This is a genomic window from Planctomycetaceae bacterium, from assembly GCA_041398825.1.
Taxonomy (GTDB): domain Bacteria; phylum Planctomycetota; class Planctomycetia; order Planctomycetales; family Planctomycetaceae; genus F1-80-MAGs062.
Window position 1 is genome coordinate 42,314 of sequence record JAWKTX010000021.1, and the last position, 18,065, is coordinate 60,378.

Below are 18,065 nucleotides of genomic sequence, written 5' to 3' on the forward strand. Positions count from 1 at the left end.
CCCGGTCACAGCTTTCCGTAACTTTCCGACAGTGCCGTGAGCCAGATGCGACATACGACCTGGGCTTCGCCCGGAATTGCTGATCAGCAAACCCTGCAGCAGTCTGCTCCGGTTTCTTCAGGCAGCAAAGATCTTGCCCAGGCGAGGATCGTTTGTTAACTCACTTTCCCGAGAAGGGGTTTCCTGAATCAATCGTTCGATGACTTTGTCCGACGTAATTCCTTCGCTCTCCGCCGTAAAGTTGGGCACGATACGATGCCGCAGTACCGGAGCCGCCAACTTCTGAATGTCTTCAACAGAAACGGTCGTGCGACCATTCAGCAGCGCACGTGTCTTGCCACCCAATAACAGGTTTTGCACGGCCCGCGGACCCGCACCCCAGCCCAGCCATTCGTTAATCCAATCGGGGATACCAGGCTCGCCAACGCGAGTCTGCCGAACCAGTGCCAGCGTATAATTGATCACATGATCAGAAACCGGCACCTGCCGAACAGTGGACTGAATTTCCAGCACCTGTTCCGCCGTCAGGACGCCCTGCACTTCCACCTTGGTGTTGGAAGTTGTCTGCCGGGCAATCTGTCGCTCTTCTTCGAATGACGGATACCGCACAAAGACCTTGAACATGAATCGGTCCTGCTGTGCTTCAGGCAGATTGTACGTTCCTTCCTGCTCAATCGGGTTTTGGGTCGCCAGCACAAAAAACGGATTCGCCAGTTTGTGGATGGTCTGGCCAACCGTCACCTGTCGCTCCTGCATCGCTTCGAGCAGCGCGGCCTGAGTCTTGGGCGGCGTACGATTGATTTCATCCGCCAGTACGACATTGTGAAACAGCGGTCCCTGAATAAAGCGAAACTCTCGCTGACCTGTACTGCGATTTTCCTGCAGCACATCCGTTCCGGTAATATCCGCCGGCATCAGGTCCGGCGTAAACTGAATGCGGGAAAACGTCATTGAAAGACTGCGTGCCAGAGTGCTGATCATCAGAGTCTTCGCAAGTCCCGGAACGCCTTCCAGCAGACAGTGCCCCTGACTGAACAGGGCAATCAGTAACTGCTCCACGACGTCATCCTGGCCGACAATGATCTTGCTGATCTGCTCTTTGAGCTGCGAATAGGCATGTGACAGCAAATCGACTGACTGCGATGAGATTTCGCTTGAGTTATCCGACATCAATATTCGCTCCGGCCGCTTTAAGCCGTTGATTTCACTGAATTGAGAAGAAGCCCATCCGCATTCTCGCCTGCGACGGAGCGCCGATCATATCAAACCCAACACGAATGAGAATCATGCAGACAACCGGGAATCCCGACGGAATCGACTTTGCCATCTCCGGATATTCCCATTCGTACAAGCTGGATCAACGGATTGTGGGATGGATACATTTCCGGGATACCGGTGAGGCTCCCGCTGAAAAACCATTTGAGTCTGTTGTTTCCGCTGAATTCTCCCACAATGCCAGAAAGAGGGCTGGATGAAAAAAGGCAGCCGTTTTACCGCACGAACATTACGGCGGTTCAATGATTTTTGTCGAGCCTGCAGCTTGAGGGGCATCATTTCGCATCTGAGTCGCAGATGGAAGCATGTTGGCACGATTGCGGTTTTCACTTGCTGGTGCGTCACGCAGCTTCAGCCAGCAAAGTCAGATGAAGGGCTGCAACGCGTTCTTCAGCGAGGAACTCTGATCTGGGGCGCTGATCAGGAGGGTGGCGGGCCTTTTGTCTATCCGAAACCGGATGACCCGACTCAGCTTCAGGGGTTTGAAGTGGAACTGGCCGATCTGATCGCCAAACACCTTGGTGTCCAGGCACAGTTTGCTCAGGGACAGTGGGACAAACTTCCCGATCTCATGGACCGCGGAGACATCGATATTGTTCTGAATGGATTCGAATGGACGCGCAGCCGATCGGCCCGCTATGGAACTTCAGTTCCCTATTACATTTATGAACTGCAACTGCTCGGCAGAAAGTCCGATACCAGCCTGAAATCCTGGGACGATTTACTAAAGCCTTACAATGGCAGAAAACGAAAGGTGTCCGTTCTGGGAGGGGCTGCCGCTCAGGATTTTATTGAGCAGTTCGCCGGGGATCGCGTTGACATCGCTCTTTTCGAAGGTGTCACTGATGCAATGGAAGCAACAGAACTGGGGCTGAGTTCCATCGATGCGAATCTGCAGGATCTTCCCATCTGGATGTTCTATGCGGATGGCTTCGCTGACCTGCAGCCGGTCGGAGCCCCGGTGGGTCGAGGATACTACGTCGCGCTGACTCGGAAGTCAGATACGGACCTGCTGAAGGCTGTAAATCAAGTGATCGTTCAGGCACTTCAGGACGGAACCTTGCGACGCATCTTTTCGAAGTATCGCATCTGGAACGAAACGCAGTCGATGCGAGGTCTGGAGGTCGATTCTGCCGGCAGTTTCTTCGTCCCTTCTGTTGATGACACCGGCAAAGATCCCGAAGCAGAAGAACAGGAATCGTTTCAGCAAAGTGGCGGCTGGCAGGTCATTCGAGATCGTGGTGGACTGCTGGTCGAATCCGCCGGCATGACGGTTCTTCTTTCAGTCACCGCCATGCCACTTGCCGTACTGACAGGACTTCTGATGGCACTGGCTCGATTGTATGGCCCCTGGTACCTGCGCGTTCCGGCGACAATGTATGTTGAGCTGGTGCGCGGAACGCCGCTGGTTCTTCAGTTGTATCTCATCTATTTCCTCGTACCCAAACTTCTGGACATGCTGTTGCCCGGCTCCGGACTGAGCATCAACGCATTTTCAGCGGCAGTCGCTGGTCTGGCCATTAACTATTCCGCCTATGAAGCAGAGATATATCGAGGCGGAATTCAGTCTATTCCAAGAGGCCAGATGGAAGCAGCCCTGTCTCTTGGCATGTCACAGTCACTTGCGCTACGGCGAATCATTATTCCGCAGGCGACACGCCTGTGCCTGCCTCCCATGACAAACGATTTTATCGCCTTATTCAAGGATACCGCTGTCTGCAGTGTTATCACTGTGGTGGAACTTTCAAAGCAGTATTACATTCAGGCACGCAGCGCAGGAGCCATCGTTGAACTGGGTCTATTGACCGCACTCCTTTATCTGGCGATGAGCTATCCGTTATCCGTTCTGACCAGTCGACTCGAAAAACAGCTTGGCCAGGAGAAACGCGGATGATCGAACTGAACAACATTACCAAACGCTATCAGCAGCAGGAGGTACTTCGCGGGGTGACTCTGAATGTGGCGGAAGGCGAAGTCTGCGTGCTTCTGGGTCCATCAGGGGGTGGCAAAAGCACGCTTCTGCGCACAATCAACGGACTCGAATCCTTCGACGGTGGTACTATTCGTGTGGGTGAAATCACGCTGCATGCCGCCCCGGGGCCAACCCGCGAATTCGCGCTGAAAGAAATTCGGAAACGCGTTGGAATGGTGTTCCAGCAGTTTAATCTGTTTCCGCATCGGACCGTTCTTGAAAACGTGATCGAAGCGCCCATTCAAGTGTTGAAGCAACCGCGTGAACAGGCAATTTCAAACGCTCGCCATCTGCTGGGCCGAGTGGGAATGCTGGCGAAAGCGGATGCACGCCCAACCTCACTTTCGGGAGGGCAGCAGCAACGTGTCGCAATCGCCCGAACACTGGCCATGAATCCCGAGGCCATTCTTTTCGATGAACCCACCAGCGCGCTCGATCCGCAAACCACGGCCGAAGTCACTGCTGTGATGACAGACCTTGCAGCCACAGGTCAGCGCATGATCGTGGTCACCCACGCGATGACGTTTGCACGAACCGTCGCTCACCGAATTCACATTCTGCATGCAGGTCGGATCGCGGAGTCAGGTTCGCCCGAACAGATTTTTGAAGATCCAAAGGAAGCCGTCACAAAGGAATTCCTCAAGAAATGCTGACACGTCTGATCACCAGCCGACTGATATTCGCCGTTTGACGCCATGTTTGTGTCGGCCTTGTTCGGTGACCGTCTATCGGACCTGCCCGGTCCCGCGAACGACGTACTTGTAGCTTGTGATTTCCCGAAGTCCACAGGGGCCACGGGCGTGAAAGCGGTCGGTACTGATGCCGATTTCTGCCCCCAGACCAAATTCGCCACCGTCGTTAAATCGCGTACTGGCATTGATCATGACGGCTGATGAATCCACCTTTCGCTCAAACGCCTGAGCTGCATTCAGGTCACTGGTCACGATAGCCTCGGTGTGTCCCGACCCAAAACGCCGAATATGTTCGACCGCCTCATCCAGAGAATCAACGATCTTTACTGACAGAATCAGCGCCAGATACTCCGTCGAATAGTCTTCGTCCGTCGCAGCAACTGCCCCGGCTACAAGTGGCTGGCTGCGTTCGCAACATCGCAGTTCCACACCACGATCCTGCAGAGCTTTCACGACGGCGGGCATGACTCCCTCCACCGCATCCCTGTGGATCAGCAGTGTTTCGGCGGCATTGCAGACACCTGGTCGCTGGCACTTACTGTTAGTCGTAATATCGACGGACATCTGCACATCTGCAGATGCATCCAGATAAACGTGACAAATGCCATCGAAATGCTTGATGACCGGCATCGTGGCTTCGGCGGTGACGCGTTCAATCAGTGATCGTCCGCCCCGGGGAATCGTGACGTCTATCAGTTGCCCCATTTTCAGAAACTGCCCCACGGCTTCACGGTCCGTCGTGGAGACAAGCTGAACGGCATGTTCAGGCAACCCCGCCTTCTTCAGGCAATCCAGCAGGACCTGCTGAAGAGCCTGATTACTGTGAAATGCTTCTTTGCCGCCACGCAGGATGACCGCGTTGCCAGCCTTCACGCAAATGGCAGCCGCATCAATTGTAACGTTGGGACGCGATTCGTAGATGAAAAAGACAACACCAAGCGGAACACGGATCTTTTCAATCTGCAGACCATTCGGACGCCTTCCGCCTTCGATCACCTCGCCAACAGGGTCCGGTAACGCAGCAATCTGAAGCACCGCGTCTGCCAGCGACTGCAGTCGATCGGGAGTTAGTCGAAGTCGATCCAGCATTGCATCACTGAGCCCATCGGCCCTGCCCTGTGCGAGATCTTTTTCATTGGCGGTTACAATGTCTTCCGTTCGCCTGACCAGCTCTTCGGCAACGGTCAACAGCCACCGATGTCGATCCCGACCCGTGACTTCCGCCAGTGCAGTTGCGGCTTTGCGAGCGTTTGTTGCGACAGCCTGAGTGTACTCCTGCAATGAACTCATAATTCAGAGGTTCCAGTTGGAATAGACGACCGAACGAAAATTCTGCCATTCGTTCTGGCGGTGCGGTTGTTCATGATTTTCAACGAATTCACAAATCCATTCGTCCATCCGGCGCAGGCGATCAGACAGCACTGCTGCAATATGACTGACAATCCGGAAAGAAGCTGTCGGATGCGATTCGGCAAGTTTCAGAAAATCTTCCCGTGTCCAGGTGCAGACGGCCACTTCAGAGACTGCACGAACGGTTGCTGAATGTGGTGCACTGCGTACGAATGACATCTCGCCGAATGTATCCCCCGTGCGTAATTCGTCCAGCACCCGTTCGCTGCGATCGGAGGCTGTTCGGATCACTCGACAGCTGCCCTGCAGGATTATCCACAGGGCCTGAATTGACTTCCCTTCATGAAGAATCGTTGCACCGGCGTCGAACTTCATCGTTGTCATATCAGAAGTAATCAGCGTCGCTTCGGATTCGGAGATACCATTGAACAATGGCAACTGTCGAAGACTGGATGGCGTCATCATAATGTTCTCAAATTCCTCCCAGCACGGTTGCCCGGCCGACACGACCAATACCAACCAGGTATGCGGCTGTCCGTAACGGAATCTTCTTTTCCTGTGCGATCGTCCACACTTTGTTGAAGCTGGCCGTCATGGTTTTCTCAAGTTCTTCACGCACGCGGCTCAGATCCCAGCGGAAGTACTGCTGATTCTGGACCCATTCAAAATAGCTGACCGTGACCCCTCCGGCATTTGCCAGAATGTCCGGTAAGACCACCACTTCCCGCTGGCGGAAAATCATATCTGCTTCCGGAGTCACTGGTCCGTTCGCCGCCTCGACAATGTATCTCGCCTTGATGTTGTTCGCATTTTCAGCGGTAATGACACCGCCCAGGGCTGCTGGAATTAACACATCCACGTCCAGTTCAAGAAGCTGCTCGTTGCTGATGGATTCCCCTCCATCAAAACCAGCCAGACTGCCCTTTTGTCGAACATGAGCCAGGGCTGCAGCAATATCAATGCCGTTTTTATTCTGAATACCGCCACTCACATCAGAGATGGAAACGACTTTACCTCCACCTCCGTGCAGATACTCCGCAGTAAACGTACCAACATTGCCAAATCCCTGAATCGCTATCGTCGCGTTCTCCAGCGAACGTCCGAATTTCCGAAGCAGGGCCTGCGTGACAATTCCAACTCCGCGTCCCGTTGCCTCTTCGCGGCCATCAGCACCGTGCAACTCTGTCGGCTTTCCCGTCACACATGCCGGATTGAAGCCATGATATTTTTCGTATTGATTCATGATCCACGCCATCACCTGAGCGTTGGACCCCATATCCGGTGCCGGAATATCCTTATCCGGCCCGATCACATCGTGCGTAACGTCCACAAATTTTCTGGTCAGGCGTTCGAGTTCATCCGTCGATAGATCCTTCGGACGAACACAGATACCGCCCTTCGCGCCGCCATATGGAAGATTGACGACAGCCGTTTTCCAGGTCATCAGCGAAGCCAGCGCAAGAACTTCATCAGCATTCACCTCATGATGGTACCGAAGCCCGCCCTTCATCGGCCCTCTTGCACTGTTGTGCTGGATGCGGTAGCCCACAAAGGTCGCGATATCCCCATTATCAAGCTTCATTGCAACCTGCACTTTGACCTCTCTTTCGGGGGTCAACAGCAGTGTTTTCATGTTTTGCGACAGATCCATCACCGACGCTGCTTCGTCAAAATAACGGCTGGCATCTTCAAATGCTCGGGACATGATGAACAACCTTTTGCTGTTGTGGACGATCAGTTCTCACCACCAAACTTCAGGAATGCACGACTCGACACAGTGTGTATAGGCGAAACGGTCGCTTGTTTCTACCGGGCACGACTGAGCCGACCAGGATCCTGATTCCAGGTTCGCGGCGGGGATTGCACGAGATATGCGGCAATCGACCTTGCGTAAAGTGTTGTGCCGGCAGGCCCCAAAGCACCATCGTCCATCCAGAACAAAACTTCCGGTGTCTGCGATTGAAGAAACGACGCAGACGCATCCAGAAAACGGATGCCCTGCTGCTCGCAATAGGCAGCAAGCACATCAAACGGAAGTCGGCTCGTCAGCGGCGTCGAACCGTTCAGCTGACACATGGATGCACATCCGATGTGTTCACTACCGGGCACAACCTGCCAGACACTCGGACAAGTTGTGACCAGCAATTGTGTGTCCGTGCCAGCCAGAGCCTTCTTCAAATGCACCAGAACACTCAAGGCATGGCGCACCTGAATACGAACATCAGGAGGATTATCAAGAGCCCATGCAATTGGACTGGAGCAGGTCGGCAAATCCGCTGCCACTGCCGAGGATGTCCGTAGGTAGTCGCGTGTCTTCTCCAGCATTAATGATACAACGGCCGAATTCCGGATGGTCTGAAGTACGCCATCGACACGAGGTATCGTATTCGGGTTCATTAGCGATTCATGCAGACACACTGGCGGTTGCCCGACTGTCTCCACATACAAACTACGGTATCTCGCGTCATCAGCAACGTCTGTCATATCAAAGTGCAGCACGATCAGATCCGGATCAAGTTCCTTCAAACGATATTCGTACGCAAGCCATCCAAGAAGCGGGCAATACCCCGGAACACCACCGTTGACGACTTCGACATGCGCCGAAGTCGTCCCGGAGAGTAGTTTCTGAATTTGTCCGGGAAGCGTTGATTCCTGAGGTAAACGCGGCCCAAAGACCGTTTCGTCTCCCAGTACAAGAATTCGAAAAGTCCCCGCCGGTTTCGGCACCGTCACTTCTGTTCCACGGGTTCCCAGCGAATTAATCTGATAACGAACCCGATTCCCGTTCACCGTGATCGACTTCTCAGCGCCAGGACGAAGTAGGTGGTGGTGCGTTTCTGATGGAATGAGCAGCGGCTGCATCGCACAGCTACTGCCACTGCAGACCCACGACGGAGTGTCCGGCATCTGCCGACGCAGATACAACTCGGCCCCAGCTCCAGCGCTGGCAATGAGCAGAATCGCCGCCAGGATATGGCGGATCATTCGTATGGCGCGAGTGGTCATGCAAGGGCTTCAGTCAGTTCCAACCGGGAATTTCTCCAGTATCGGCCGGGCAGTTTACGGAGCATACGCGAAATGGCTCAAGATGGATTCGCGCGAAGGATCGCGCGGCAACCAGTTTTCCGGTATCCGCGTGCACTTTTGTGCCCATCACACGCATCAATTCACGCTGATTCCGTTCGGATCGCGGGTTTCAGCTCATTTCCCTTCGCTCGCCCACTTCTTCATTAATCGAATGTTTTTCAGGGTGATGTCCTCTTCATTCGAATTCTGATTCAGTCCCTTTGCAACGCGGGCCGTGGTGTAGACAGACATATCACTGTCATACATGGCCATGGATTCCGGGCCGTGATCGTTGGTGTCCATCTGCCACTGTTCGAGACGCTCTCGAAGATTCTTCAGCGCATCTGCGTGCATCGGGCTGCCTGCCAGATTGATGAGATTCCAGCGATCCTGCTTCCAGGCATAGAGTTCCTCCACCGGGCGTTCTTCTGAAAAAAGAAGACGCTCTGACAATTCACTCAGTTCACCGTTGCTGTGCAAGCGGCGCAGGGTCTGGATGATGGACTTACCATCCTTGTACGCATTCGGCTGCAGATGTGGTCTTTGCGGCAGAAAGTTTCGAATGTAGAGATAATCATTTGTCCGCACGCTGCGAATGTAGTCGACGGTTTCGTCACAACGATCGCGTGCTGCAAATACTGCAGTCCGAGTCTGATATTCCGTTGAGAACACGTCCTGCCCCTGCATCCACGCGGGCACATCAAGCCCTGCCGCACCGAGCGAAATTGCAGCCATGTCGATATGTTCAATTAAATCATCTCGAACTCTGCCCGCCGGAATCCCCGGGCCGCGCACAATAAACGGCACATGGGTACCTTCGTTGTATAAGAACTGTTTACCACGAGCGTGACTGATCCCATGATCGGTCATAAAGATGATGAGGGTTTGATCCAGAATTCCCTCGTCGCGCAGTCGCTGAATCACTTTTCCCACATGCTGATCAGTGAAGCGAACAGTATCCAGATAAGCCGCCCAATCCTGCAGCAGGACAGGATCCCGAGGATAATAGGGAGGCAGAGTGACACTTTCAGAGTCTATACACCCACCAAACTCTTCTTCCGCCTTCTGCTGAAGCGATGCTGCCGCGGTAGAAGTTCCGCCACGTAGTTTTCCTCCTGCCAGCTGGACCTGCATAAAGAATGGCTGGTCAGCTCCGCGCCCCTCCCAATCGTTGTCGTCATAGACCGAGGTGTCCCATTCGAAGTTGTAGTCGGTTTTTCCGAGGCCAGCTCCTGGCTTCTTCTTTCTGGATGCTGGCTTGTTCGCCTTCAAACCATTTCCAATGCAGGTGTAGTAACCGGCTCGCTGAAAGATCGCGGGAACAACTTCGATCCCTTCGGGCAAATGGATTCGAAGTTCACCACGACCACTTCGATGATGGTGTGCCCCGATGCTGGTCTGATACATCCCGGTGATGAATGCTGATCGACAGGGAGAACAAACAGGTGCAGTGACAAATGCATTCGTAAATCTGACTCCCTCGGCAGCAAGCTGATCAACCGCAGGCGTCTGGATAAGATCTTCGCCATAACATGAAAAATTGGCTGACATATCGTCAACAACGATCCACAGAATGTTCGGTCGATCGGACGCGGACGCCGCCGTTGGCAGACTCACGATCAGACTTAAGACAGCGACAGAGATGGCTTGCGGCCAGTTGATCTTCAGAATCTGGTTTTTCATTTGATATCCGTTTGAAAACTGTCGAGGCGGGCTTGGATCAACTGAAGAGTCTCCTGCTGACCGCCCTGAATAACAAGCGACTGTTCCAGTGGAGTCAGTACATCGCGGTGCTCTAACTGTGATTGAATGACTTGCTCATTTGCTTCAGATGCATCTTGTCCGAACGCCGCACGTTGTCGGACGCGCTCAATCAGTGTTTCGGGCCTGGCATCAAATTGCAGGATGATGAACGGCAGATTGCACTGAATGGCCCACTCTTGAAACATCCGGCGTTGAGAAGACTTCAGGAAAGTAGCATCGACAATCACCCCATAGCCCGAATCAACCACCGATTGCGCGAGCTCCAGCAGATGTCTGTAGACACGCTCCGATGACTGCGACGAATAAAGGCCCTTCCCAACTGATGACTGGCTGGTATCAAGAGCTGATAATCCGACCATACGTTTTCGTTCGACATCAGATCGAATTCTTACAAAGCCCAGTTGCTCAACAAGAGGCTGGCTGCCCCAGGTCTTGCCACTTCCTGATGGCCCGCATGTGATGATGATCGCAGGGTTCACTGGCTGGGTAAACGATCCCGCCAGTTTCAGGAACTGAGTCGATTCGCGACACAGCGATGTCACGACCTGGATCGAAACACCCGATTGCTGCGCACGTATCAAATCAACCTTGCATCGAACCACGGCTCGATATACGAGATAGAAGCGAAGCACCCCAAGCGCGTCGTAGTCTCCGGTGATCTGCAACCAACGATCAAGAAAACGCCATGCACAGGCAGCCTGGCCATGATCGTAAAGATCCATCATTGTGAAGGCGACTTCACAGGCGACATCGATCCAGCGAAATGCATCATTGAATTCGATACCATCAAACACCGTGACATGGCCGCTGGGATTAAGAAACATGTTGCCAAGATGCATATCTCCGTGACATTCTCGAATTCGCCCGTCCATGGCGCGCTTTTGAAATCGCGTTGCCAGTCTGCCTCCCTCCTTCATTGTCCACTGCTCGAGTGCAGCGACATCCGGTGTTCCCCCGCCCTGGCACAGCAGGTGCAGAGCCTTGAAGTTTTCCATGGGCGGACCAACGGCCGCGGCGACGGTCGCAAACGGAGAATCGGGCGGGGCGACATCAATCGACTCGTGAAAATGTCCGACCTGTTCTCCAAGATCGTCTATGATCTCAGACGTGAGCTTCCCCTGCTCTGCCATGCGGATCAAAAGCCGATCATTGTCGAACTGCCGCATGCAGACGGCGTATTCAATGATGGTTGACGACTCACATGGTGCGTTCAGATCCGACTCAACCCTTATCTGCCCGTCACCCAACCGACAAACCGGTACGACGCGCAGATAAAGGTCCGGGGCCAGTCTTCGATTCAGACGCAGCTCTTCCTCGCAAAAGTGCCTGCGGGACTGCAAGGTTGTAAAGTCAGCAAAACCAACGTCGACCGGTTTTTTGATTTTGTAGACGAATTGTCCCGTCAGAATCACCCACGAAATGTGCGTTTCAATCAGCCGAATCTGATCGACATCATGCAGCCAGGCAGATTCCGTGAGCAGGTCCTGAACATTGAACGGCATCATTCACATCCCGATCGCAAGTCATGTGCTCGGTATATCCCTGACAGAATCCGGGGAAGCGTCTGGTTCGGGTACCACATCAGGAGTCCCGCCTATAGTGGACGCCTCAACCGCTGCAGGCACACCCTGATCTATGATGGTGGTTGCAGATCCGGTCAACTTCTTCTTCCGTGGCTTTCGTTTCACTGTCCCCCACGCAAACACACCACCCGCCACCGCTCCCAGCAAATGCCCTTCCCATGAAATATTCGAATCTGTTCTGGGAAGCACACCCCAGATCAAAGTCCCGCCGTACAGCACACCAACAAGAATAGAGATTGCCATCGGAACGATCTTGCGTTCCAGCAAACCCGCGGTGATCAGGAATGCCATCAGGGCGTAAATCAGACCGCTTGCTCCCACATGTGCGTGGCTGCGTCCGACCAGCCAGAGCATTGCGCCAGACAGGATGACAAGGCAGATAATAACGCGAACAGGATGCGGACGAGAGCTGAACAGCAGCATCAGCAACACGACAAGCGGGACAGTGTTACTCAGCAGATGTTTCACGCTGCCGTGCAGAAAAGGCATGGTCAAGATGCCCCACAGTCCGCGTGTTGTGCGAGGAATCAGTCCCAGCTCACTGTTCAAATCCCAGGGCAAAATAAAGTCAATGCCAAAGATGACCCAGAGAATCCCGATGAATATCAGGATGCCGTTCAATTCTTTTCTCATGACGACGGATCCTCTGTCTCCTGTCGGTAAAGTCGCCGACTCTTCATTTCAAACCGTGGCAGTTGCCCCGGGGCGACGGCGACCACTTCGCAGCCGAACCCCAGTCTCTGCCGCAATGCTGATGTCACCTGACTGGTAAGATCATCGACAGACATCGCAGCATCTTCGACGGGTTCGATGGAAATGCTCAGTTCATTCATCGATCGAACGGTCCTGACATCAATTCGAAATTCCGCCACCTGTGGAATCTCACGTATGACAGCCTCGATACTCGAAGGAAACACGTTGTTTCCCCGAACGATGACCATATCGTCTGAACGTCCGAGGATTCCGCCCTCAAGCCATGTCAGCTGACGTCCTGTTGGATCTGCATCCGGAGACGCTTTGACAAGATCACGGGTCCTGTATCGAATCAACGGACTGCCAATTCGTCCCAGGTTCGTGATCACAAGTTCGCCAACCTGCCCCTTCTGAACGGGCTGCAGAGTTTCCGGATCAAGAATTTCTGCAATACATTCCGTCTCCAGCAAATAGAGACCACCGGGGCGATCTTCGCTTTCGATGCCAAGCGAAGCGATTTCCGTCATTCCCCAATGATCGATCACGCGAGCATCCCAGGCTTTCTCAATTCGCTCCCGCGTGGCCGGAATCGTGCCGCCAGGTTCGCCTGCGACAATGAGCATGCGAACTGATGTTTCCTGCAGATCGATGCCAAGCCTTTCGGCCTCTTCAGCCATTCTTAATGCGTAGGTAGGTGTACAGCAGACAACAGTGGCTTCGTTTTCAATTAAGGCGTGCAACCTTACCGAAGTCGTCATTCCGCCGCCGGCAATACAAAAGTTATTCAAACGACATGCGCCTTCAAACGCAGCCCAGAATCCAATGAACGGCCCGAACGAAAACGGGAAAAATAATCGATCGTAAGGTTGAAGTCCGGCCAGCAGGTAGATCTGCCGCCAGCATTCCATGATCCAGTCCCAACTGTCTTTGGTATCCAGCCACCGCATCGGTCGACCAGTCGTGCCGGAGGTTTGATGCAGCCGTGTGTAGCGAGTCGACGGATAGCTTAGATTTGAACCGTACGGCGGCAGCCTTGTCTGGTTGTCCACCAGTTCCTGCTTGACCACCAATGGAAGCGCACTCAAATCGGCAAGTCCCCGAATCGATGCGACATCGACGCCCGCTTCCTCGTACTTGATCGTCCAGAAACGATTGCGGGGAATGACTGCCTGAAGCATCTCCACCAATCGGCGAGACTGAATGGCTTCCAATTGTGATCGATCGTTCCAGACGTCCTGAATGGTCAAACTCACGGAAAGGCGGCTCCATGTCATCAAGGTCATACCGGGAAATCACCCGTTCGGGGAAGGGACTGCACGCGCAGCCGGGCGTAACTTTAGATGTGTTTGGATGGAAAAACGAATCAAATGCCAGTCTGCGCGCTTGTCGTTCGTACAATCGGAATTTTCGATGAAGGCCACGACCGCCCAGGCCCGATAATCAGTGCTACGGGAAAAGGAGGATTGCTCGTGGTCGATTCCAATGCCAGGGAGGGCAATGGATTCTGCAAAGCCACCAGCAATGTGAGTTCACAACAGCGTCAAGCTGAAGGATTAGCGGATGCGACCCAAATTGCGATTATTCGTTGGGGCGGACGAAGAAAATACGGCCACAATTGCCGAACCTGAAGTCACAATTCGCCTGGAAGAACTCACCAGAATCCTTGCCGATGCAATTATCTGGGACCGCACATGGATCCACGACTTCGCCGACGACGAAGTCCGAATTTCCGCCGACCTCTATGATGTGATTTCGCTGTACTCTCACCTGCGTCCCAGCGCCTGACCAGAATCAGAATCGTGGACGCACGGCACCTCCGACGTGACGCTTTGGAAATCTGGGCAGCCGGCGTCGCAGCTGTGGATTCGGCCGAACTCGTTCGTAATACCATTCGTCTGAATCCGCAGATTCTCTCGATCGGTGAGACTGAACTTCCCCTGTCGCAAATTGGTCGCATCGAAATTGTCGGCGCGGGAAAAGCCGGTACCGGGATGGCTCTGGGAGCACAGGATGCTCTCACATCCATTCCACCGAACATCCAGGTTTCCGGTTGGGTGAACGTACCGGAAGACTGTCTGCCCAGGAAGGAACAGACAACCGGACTCATTCATTCAAGTCGCGTGCATCTGCATCCGGCCAGGCCCGCAGGTATCAATGAACCAACGAGGCAGGCAGTCAATGGCACCACAGAAATACTGCGACGCGTTTCGGCGCTGAACCACAACGATGTCTGCATCGTCCTGATTTCCGGCGGCGGCAGTGCACTGTTGTGTCAACCCGTCCCGGAAATCTCGCTGGCGGAAAAACTGCAGGTCACACGGCTCCTCGCCTCAGGCGGAGCCAACATCAATGAACTGAACTGCGTTCGCACCCATCTCTCCATGGTTAAAGGTGGAGGCCTCCGCAAAGCCTGTCGAGCCGGCCATCTGTTTACTCTGATTATTTCGGACGTCATCGGCGATCCGGTTTCCGTGATCGCGTCAGGCCCAACCGTTGAAACTCGAAGCAGCGCAGCCGATGCCATCACTGTGCTGAAACAACGCGGGCTGTGGGACTCCCCCGCGACTCCTGCATCGATTCTCGCATATCTCAGGAAGAGGGCGGACATGCCCCCGGAGATTAACACACCCGCCGGAGGCACCAGGTCCTTCAATCTGGTGATTGGAAATAACCGATCGGCCATTGAAGCGTCTTCAAAGGCCGCTCTGGCACTTGGCTATCAGATGGTTGAACCGGAATTTGACCAGCAGGGCGATGCCGCATCAGAAGGATATCGCCTCCAAATGGCCTTGCAGGGGATTCGGGACGCTGCGCCCAACCGTAAATTCTGCCTCCTGAGTGGTGGTGAACCCACAGTTCAGCTGAAAGCACTGCCCGCAGGTGCGCCCCGCAAGGGCGGACGTAACCAGGAGCTGGTACTGGCTGCCATCAACGCAAGTCGAGATCCTGACAATTGGAAGAACATCGCCCTGCTTTCCGGCGGGACCGACGGCGAAGATGGGCCAACAGATGCGGCTGGCGCAGTCGCCGATGCAGAACTTGTTCGAAGAATGCAGTCATCTCAGCTGGATCCTGCAGACTTTCTGCTGGTCAACAATTCTTACCCATTCTTCGAACAGCTGGATGGTTTAGTCAAGTCCGGCCCCACCCACACAAATGTCATGGACCTTCGCGTCGGGCTCACAGGCAGGCAGGATTAGCGAATCACGCGGACAGAACCTCAAATGGCAATGAGTGAATCTTCGTTCGGACTGACGATGGACAGTTGAATTCAGACTGAAATCCACTGCGTGAGATTTGCGAACCGGTCGTCCCGAACCAGTGGCCGCATTCCGGTAACCACCAGCACTCTTCCGCGATCGTTTCCGTGGTGCATCACAATTCGTTCTGTGAAAGCCCCCGGCAGAATGACTATTGCTTTCATACAAGCAAGCCCCTGATTTCACGCTCCTGATTTCACGTGAAACCAAGTTGTGTGCGGCCCCCGCACACGATGCGAGCCATTCTTCCCACAGTGCAGGATCAATATAGCTCCAACCTTCCAGACCTGTTATTCAGCGTAAGAAGGAACACTTGCATTCCACAAAATTCAGAAGAAAGGATTCACCATGGTTTCTTACAGATTGACCGTTGCTTTGCTGGCCGGACTGGCCGCACTGACCAGTGGAACCCTCCTGACGAACTCCGACAGTGACGCGCAGGACCGTGTGACCCCTATCCCTAATTCCATTCCACAACGAAGAAGTCAGGAAGGTGTCGAATCTCTGATGCATGCAAAGCTGAGCCATTCGCATCAGATACTGGATGGGCTCGTCAACCACGACTTTGACAGCGTCGAGCTGGCCGCAGGTGATCTCAAAAAAATGAGCCTCGATCCACCCGATGGCTGGAAAAGAAATGATGCGGACGGCGAAGTCTACGAACACTTCCGCATGGAATTCATGCGACAGGCCGCGCAGCTGGAACGAGCAGCCCGTGAAAAGAACCTGTCCGGCGCGGCATGGTACCAACAGAATCTCACTGCGACATGCATCGAATGTCACAATTACATTCGCGATTACGATCGATAGGCTCAGAACACGGCGCGATCAACCAAACGCAGGCTGCGCCGGATGCCAACTCCGGGGTGACGACCTGCTCTGGAATGAAATGGCGGCGAGAGAATATCAGGCATCAATGCTCCGCTGAAGCCAGCAGATGTTTCTCTGTCAGACATTCAGGCACCATCATGGCCACGCGGGGAGCTCTGACGTGCTGGTGGCAGTTCGCGCAGCTTTGAACCACTTTTGAATAACCCATTGCAACTCCCATGGCATCCTGCGATTCCGCCATCCGGCTCAGGAACTCTGCCGACGCTACGAAGTCGGCGGTGTCCTGGATGTAGGTTGGACTTGCTAACTGCTTCCATGCTGCGTGTCTGCTGAGATCCATCATTTCAACAGCCTGCTCGCGCACAACGTCAAACTCGCCTGTCATCACGGCATCCAGTGCCCGCTGCGCTGACTTCAGCTTTCTTGCCATAAATTCTTCGACATCGGCAGGCTGAGGCTTCGCACCGATCGCGTCATCCCGCTGCTGTGCCGCCATCGGAACGGGCGGCAAACAGAACCAAACGGCGGGAATTATCAGGAGGGTTGCTCCAAACCAGTGCTTCTTCGTTGAATTCATGTTCAGTCCAGCTCCTTCAAGTTTGTTTGAACCCAAATGCCGATCCGGTAATCGCAATGTCAGGCTGATTGCAGATTCATGGCGGCCTTCGATCCTGCAACTAAACGCACGGCTTCCTACAGGACCAGAAAGATTGCCCAACCCCGCGTCGTTACACGGTACCAACCCATCAGGACAACAAATCCGCCTGTGCCGTCGAATGAAGTCTCAGTTCCGGAGATCGCCGGGCAAGTCTGCGATCACCGTGTTTCGAACCCATTCGTGACACTTCAGGCACGTCATCGTTGCATTGATCCATGCCAACGATGTGCCATCAATCGACTGCCTGGACGCTTTCTCCTTCATGTCTTTTACGGAGTCAACAAACTCAGTGCTGAATCGTCGGTAAAGCATGTCATTCGAAATGCGCCATTTTTCTTCATGGCTCATCTTCAGCAGGACGTCACAACCTTCTTCGACCAGCTTCAGATCGTCTGTGACTAAACCCTCGAGAATCAGATTGGAGGCGTTGAGTTTTTGCCGCATGAACTTCGAAAGCACCGGTTCCTTTTCCTGATCGTTCCTGATGCGAGCTGCCGGTAATTTCTCATCAGGCGCGGGCCGACCAGCATCACTGACAGGTTTTTCCTGACCGACAGTCCCGGATAATGTTGCAAGGACCACAAGACAAATGGTGACCCCACTTACTGCCACAACACGAATACCGCCCATAAGCTTTTCCCTGGTCGCCATCTTTCATCCCTTTCGAATTCACACCGACAAAGCTGACACGTCTCTTCAGGACGGCACACCGCCTCTGTCAAACGTTCTGACGTGCCACACGTTTTGAAACCGAGGCCGTCAGAAGACTCTATCCACGGAGCCGTGCAACTCGCTTGCCACGGACGACTAATCGAAACAAAGTCGCTGTATGCTGATTTTTTGACTGCCAACAGTCTGCCAACCCACTGCCCCTGTGCGGATATGCTCAGCAACTGATGTGCACAACGGTCAGATGAGACG

The 18,065-nt window shown here is 53.9% G+C and carries 17 protein-coding genes; 6 read left to right on the forward strand and 11 right to left on the reverse strand.

All coding sequences use genetic code 11. The features are described 5' to 3' along the window. Positions 1–117: 117 nt before the first annotated feature. The gene (locus R3C20_24750; GenBank protein ID MEZ6043720.1) at positions 118–1,170 is read right to left on the reverse strand and encodes a MoxR family ATPase; all 1,053 of its coding nucleotides are present in this window, start codon (positions 1,168–1,170) and stop codon (positions 118–120) included. 116 nt (positions 1,171–1,286) lie between these two features. On the opposite strand from R3C20_24750, the gene R3C20_24755 reads away from it, so the two are divergent. The 3 genes from R3C20_24755 to R3C20_24765 are packed head-to-tail and all read left to right on the forward strand — an operon-like array spanning position 1,287 to position 3,900. Continuing rightward, positions 1,287–1,475 carry a hypothetical protein gene (locus R3C20_24755; protein ID MEZ6043721.1) on the forward strand — a complete coding sequence of 63 codons (189 nt, stop codon included), beginning with the start codon at positions 1,287–1,289 and terminating at the stop codon, positions 1,473–1,475. Beyond that, positions 1,472–3,169: an ABC transporter permease subunit gene (locus R3C20_24760; GenBank protein ID MEZ6043722.1), complete on the forward strand. Its 1,698-nt coding sequence runs from the start codon at positions 1,472–1,474 to the stop codon at positions 3,167–3,169. The genes R3C20_24755 and R3C20_24760 overlap by 4 nt, the downstream gene beginning before the upstream one ends. Further along, on the forward strand, positions 3,166–3,900 hold the full coding sequence (locus R3C20_24765) for an amino acid ABC transporter ATP-binding protein (GenBank protein ID MEZ6043723.1): 735 nt from the start codon (positions 3,166–3,168) through the stop codon (positions 3,898–3,900). Before R3C20_24760 ends, R3C20_24765 begins: the two co-directional genes overlap by 4 nt. Positions 3,901–3,972: 72 nt before the next feature. Here the strand turns inward: R3C20_24765 and R3C20_24770 are convergent, their stop codons facing one another. The 8 genes from R3C20_24770 to R3C20_24805 all read right to left on the reverse strand — a co-directional run bounded on the left by R3C20_24770 (position 3,973) and on the right by R3C20_24805 (position 13,648). After that, positions 3,973–5,229, reverse strand: coding sequence for a glutamate-5-semialdehyde dehydrogenase (locus tag R3C20_24770; protein ID MEZ6043724.1), 1,257 nt, complete (start codon positions 5,227–5,229; stop codon positions 3,973–3,975). A gap of 3 nt (positions 5,230–5,232) precedes the next feature. After that, positions 5,233–5,754: a cyclic nucleotide-binding domain-containing protein gene (locus tag R3C20_24775; protein ID MEZ6043725.1), complete on the reverse strand. Its 522-nt coding sequence runs from the start codon at positions 5,752–5,754 to the stop codon at positions 5,233–5,235. A 7-nt stretch (positions 5,755–5,761) separates the two neighbouring features. Further along, positions 5,762–6,994, reverse strand: a complete 1,233-nt coding sequence (locus R3C20_24780) for a Glu/Leu/Phe/Val dehydrogenase dimerization domain-containing protein (protein ID MEZ6043726.1) — start codon at positions 6,992–6,994, stop codon at positions 5,762–5,764. Between the two features lie 101 nt (positions 6,995–7,095). Next, entirely contained in the window at positions 7,096–8,295 is a 1,200-nt protein-coding gene (locus R3C20_24785; protein ID MEZ6043727.1) for an SGNH/GDSL hydrolase family protein, read from the reverse strand. A gap of 195 nt (positions 8,296–8,490) precedes the next feature. After that, positions 8,491–10,038 (reverse strand): sulfatase, encoded by a 1,548-nt coding sequence (locus R3C20_24790; protein MEZ6043728.1) that lies wholly within the window; start codon positions 10,036–10,038, stop codon positions 8,491–8,493. Further along, positions 10,035–11,621, reverse strand: a complete 1,587-nt coding sequence (locus tag R3C20_24795; protein ID MEZ6043729.1) for an AAA family ATPase — start codon at positions 11,619–11,621, stop codon at positions 10,035–10,037. The genes R3C20_24790 and R3C20_24795 overlap by 4 nt, the downstream gene beginning before the upstream one ends. Positions 11,622–11,642: 21 nt before the next feature. Further along, positions 11,643–12,335 carry a rhomboid family intramembrane serine protease gene (locus R3C20_24800; protein ID MEZ6043730.1) on the reverse strand — a complete coding sequence of 231 codons (693 nt, stop codon included), beginning with the start codon at positions 12,333–12,335 and terminating at the stop codon, positions 11,643–11,645. Next, positions 12,332–13,648 carry an AMP-binding protein gene (locus R3C20_24805; GenBank protein MEZ6043731.1) on the reverse strand — a complete coding sequence of 439 codons (1,317 nt, stop codon included), beginning with the start codon at positions 13,646–13,648 and terminating at the stop codon, positions 12,332–12,334. The genes R3C20_24800 and R3C20_24805 overlap by 4 nt, the downstream gene beginning before the upstream one ends. 307 nt (positions 13,649–13,955) lie before the next feature. Here R3C20_24805 and R3C20_24810 point away from each other — a divergent pair, with 307 nt between their 5' ends. The 3 genes from R3C20_24810 (at position 13,956) to R3C20_24820 (ending at position 16,465) form a co-directional block, all read left to right on the forward strand. Further along, positions 13,956–14,180, forward strand: a complete 225-nt coding sequence (locus tag R3C20_24810; GenBank protein MEZ6043732.1) for a hypothetical protein — start codon at positions 13,956–13,958, stop codon at positions 14,178–14,180. 14 nt (positions 14,181–14,194) lie between these two features. After that, the gene (locus tag R3C20_24815) at positions 14,195–15,595 is read left to right on the forward strand and encodes a DUF4147 domain-containing protein (GenBank protein ID MEZ6043733.1); all 1,401 of its coding nucleotides are present in this window, start codon (positions 14,195–14,197) and stop codon (positions 15,593–15,595) included. Between the two features lie 408 nt (positions 15,596–16,003). Continuing rightward, positions 16,004–16,465 carry a hypothetical protein gene (locus R3C20_24820; GenBank protein ID MEZ6043734.1) on the forward strand — a complete coding sequence of 154 codons (462 nt, stop codon included), beginning with the start codon at positions 16,004–16,006 and terminating at the stop codon, positions 16,463–16,465. Between the two features lie 103 nt (positions 16,466–16,568). Here R3C20_24820 and R3C20_24825 read toward each other — a convergent pair whose 3' ends face one another. Both R3C20_24825 and R3C20_24830 read right to left on the reverse strand, forming a co-directional pair. After that, positions 16,569–17,063, reverse strand: coding sequence for a hypothetical protein (locus R3C20_24825; GenBank protein MEZ6043735.1), 495 nt, complete (start codon positions 17,061–17,063; stop codon positions 16,569–16,571). A 207-nt stretch (positions 17,064–17,270) separates the two neighbouring features. Then, positions 17,271–17,795 carry a hypothetical protein gene (locus tag R3C20_24830; GenBank protein MEZ6043736.1) on the reverse strand — a complete coding sequence of 175 codons (525 nt, stop codon included), beginning with the start codon at positions 17,793–17,795 and terminating at the stop codon, positions 17,271–17,273. Positions 17,796–18,065: the final 270 nt, after the last annotated feature.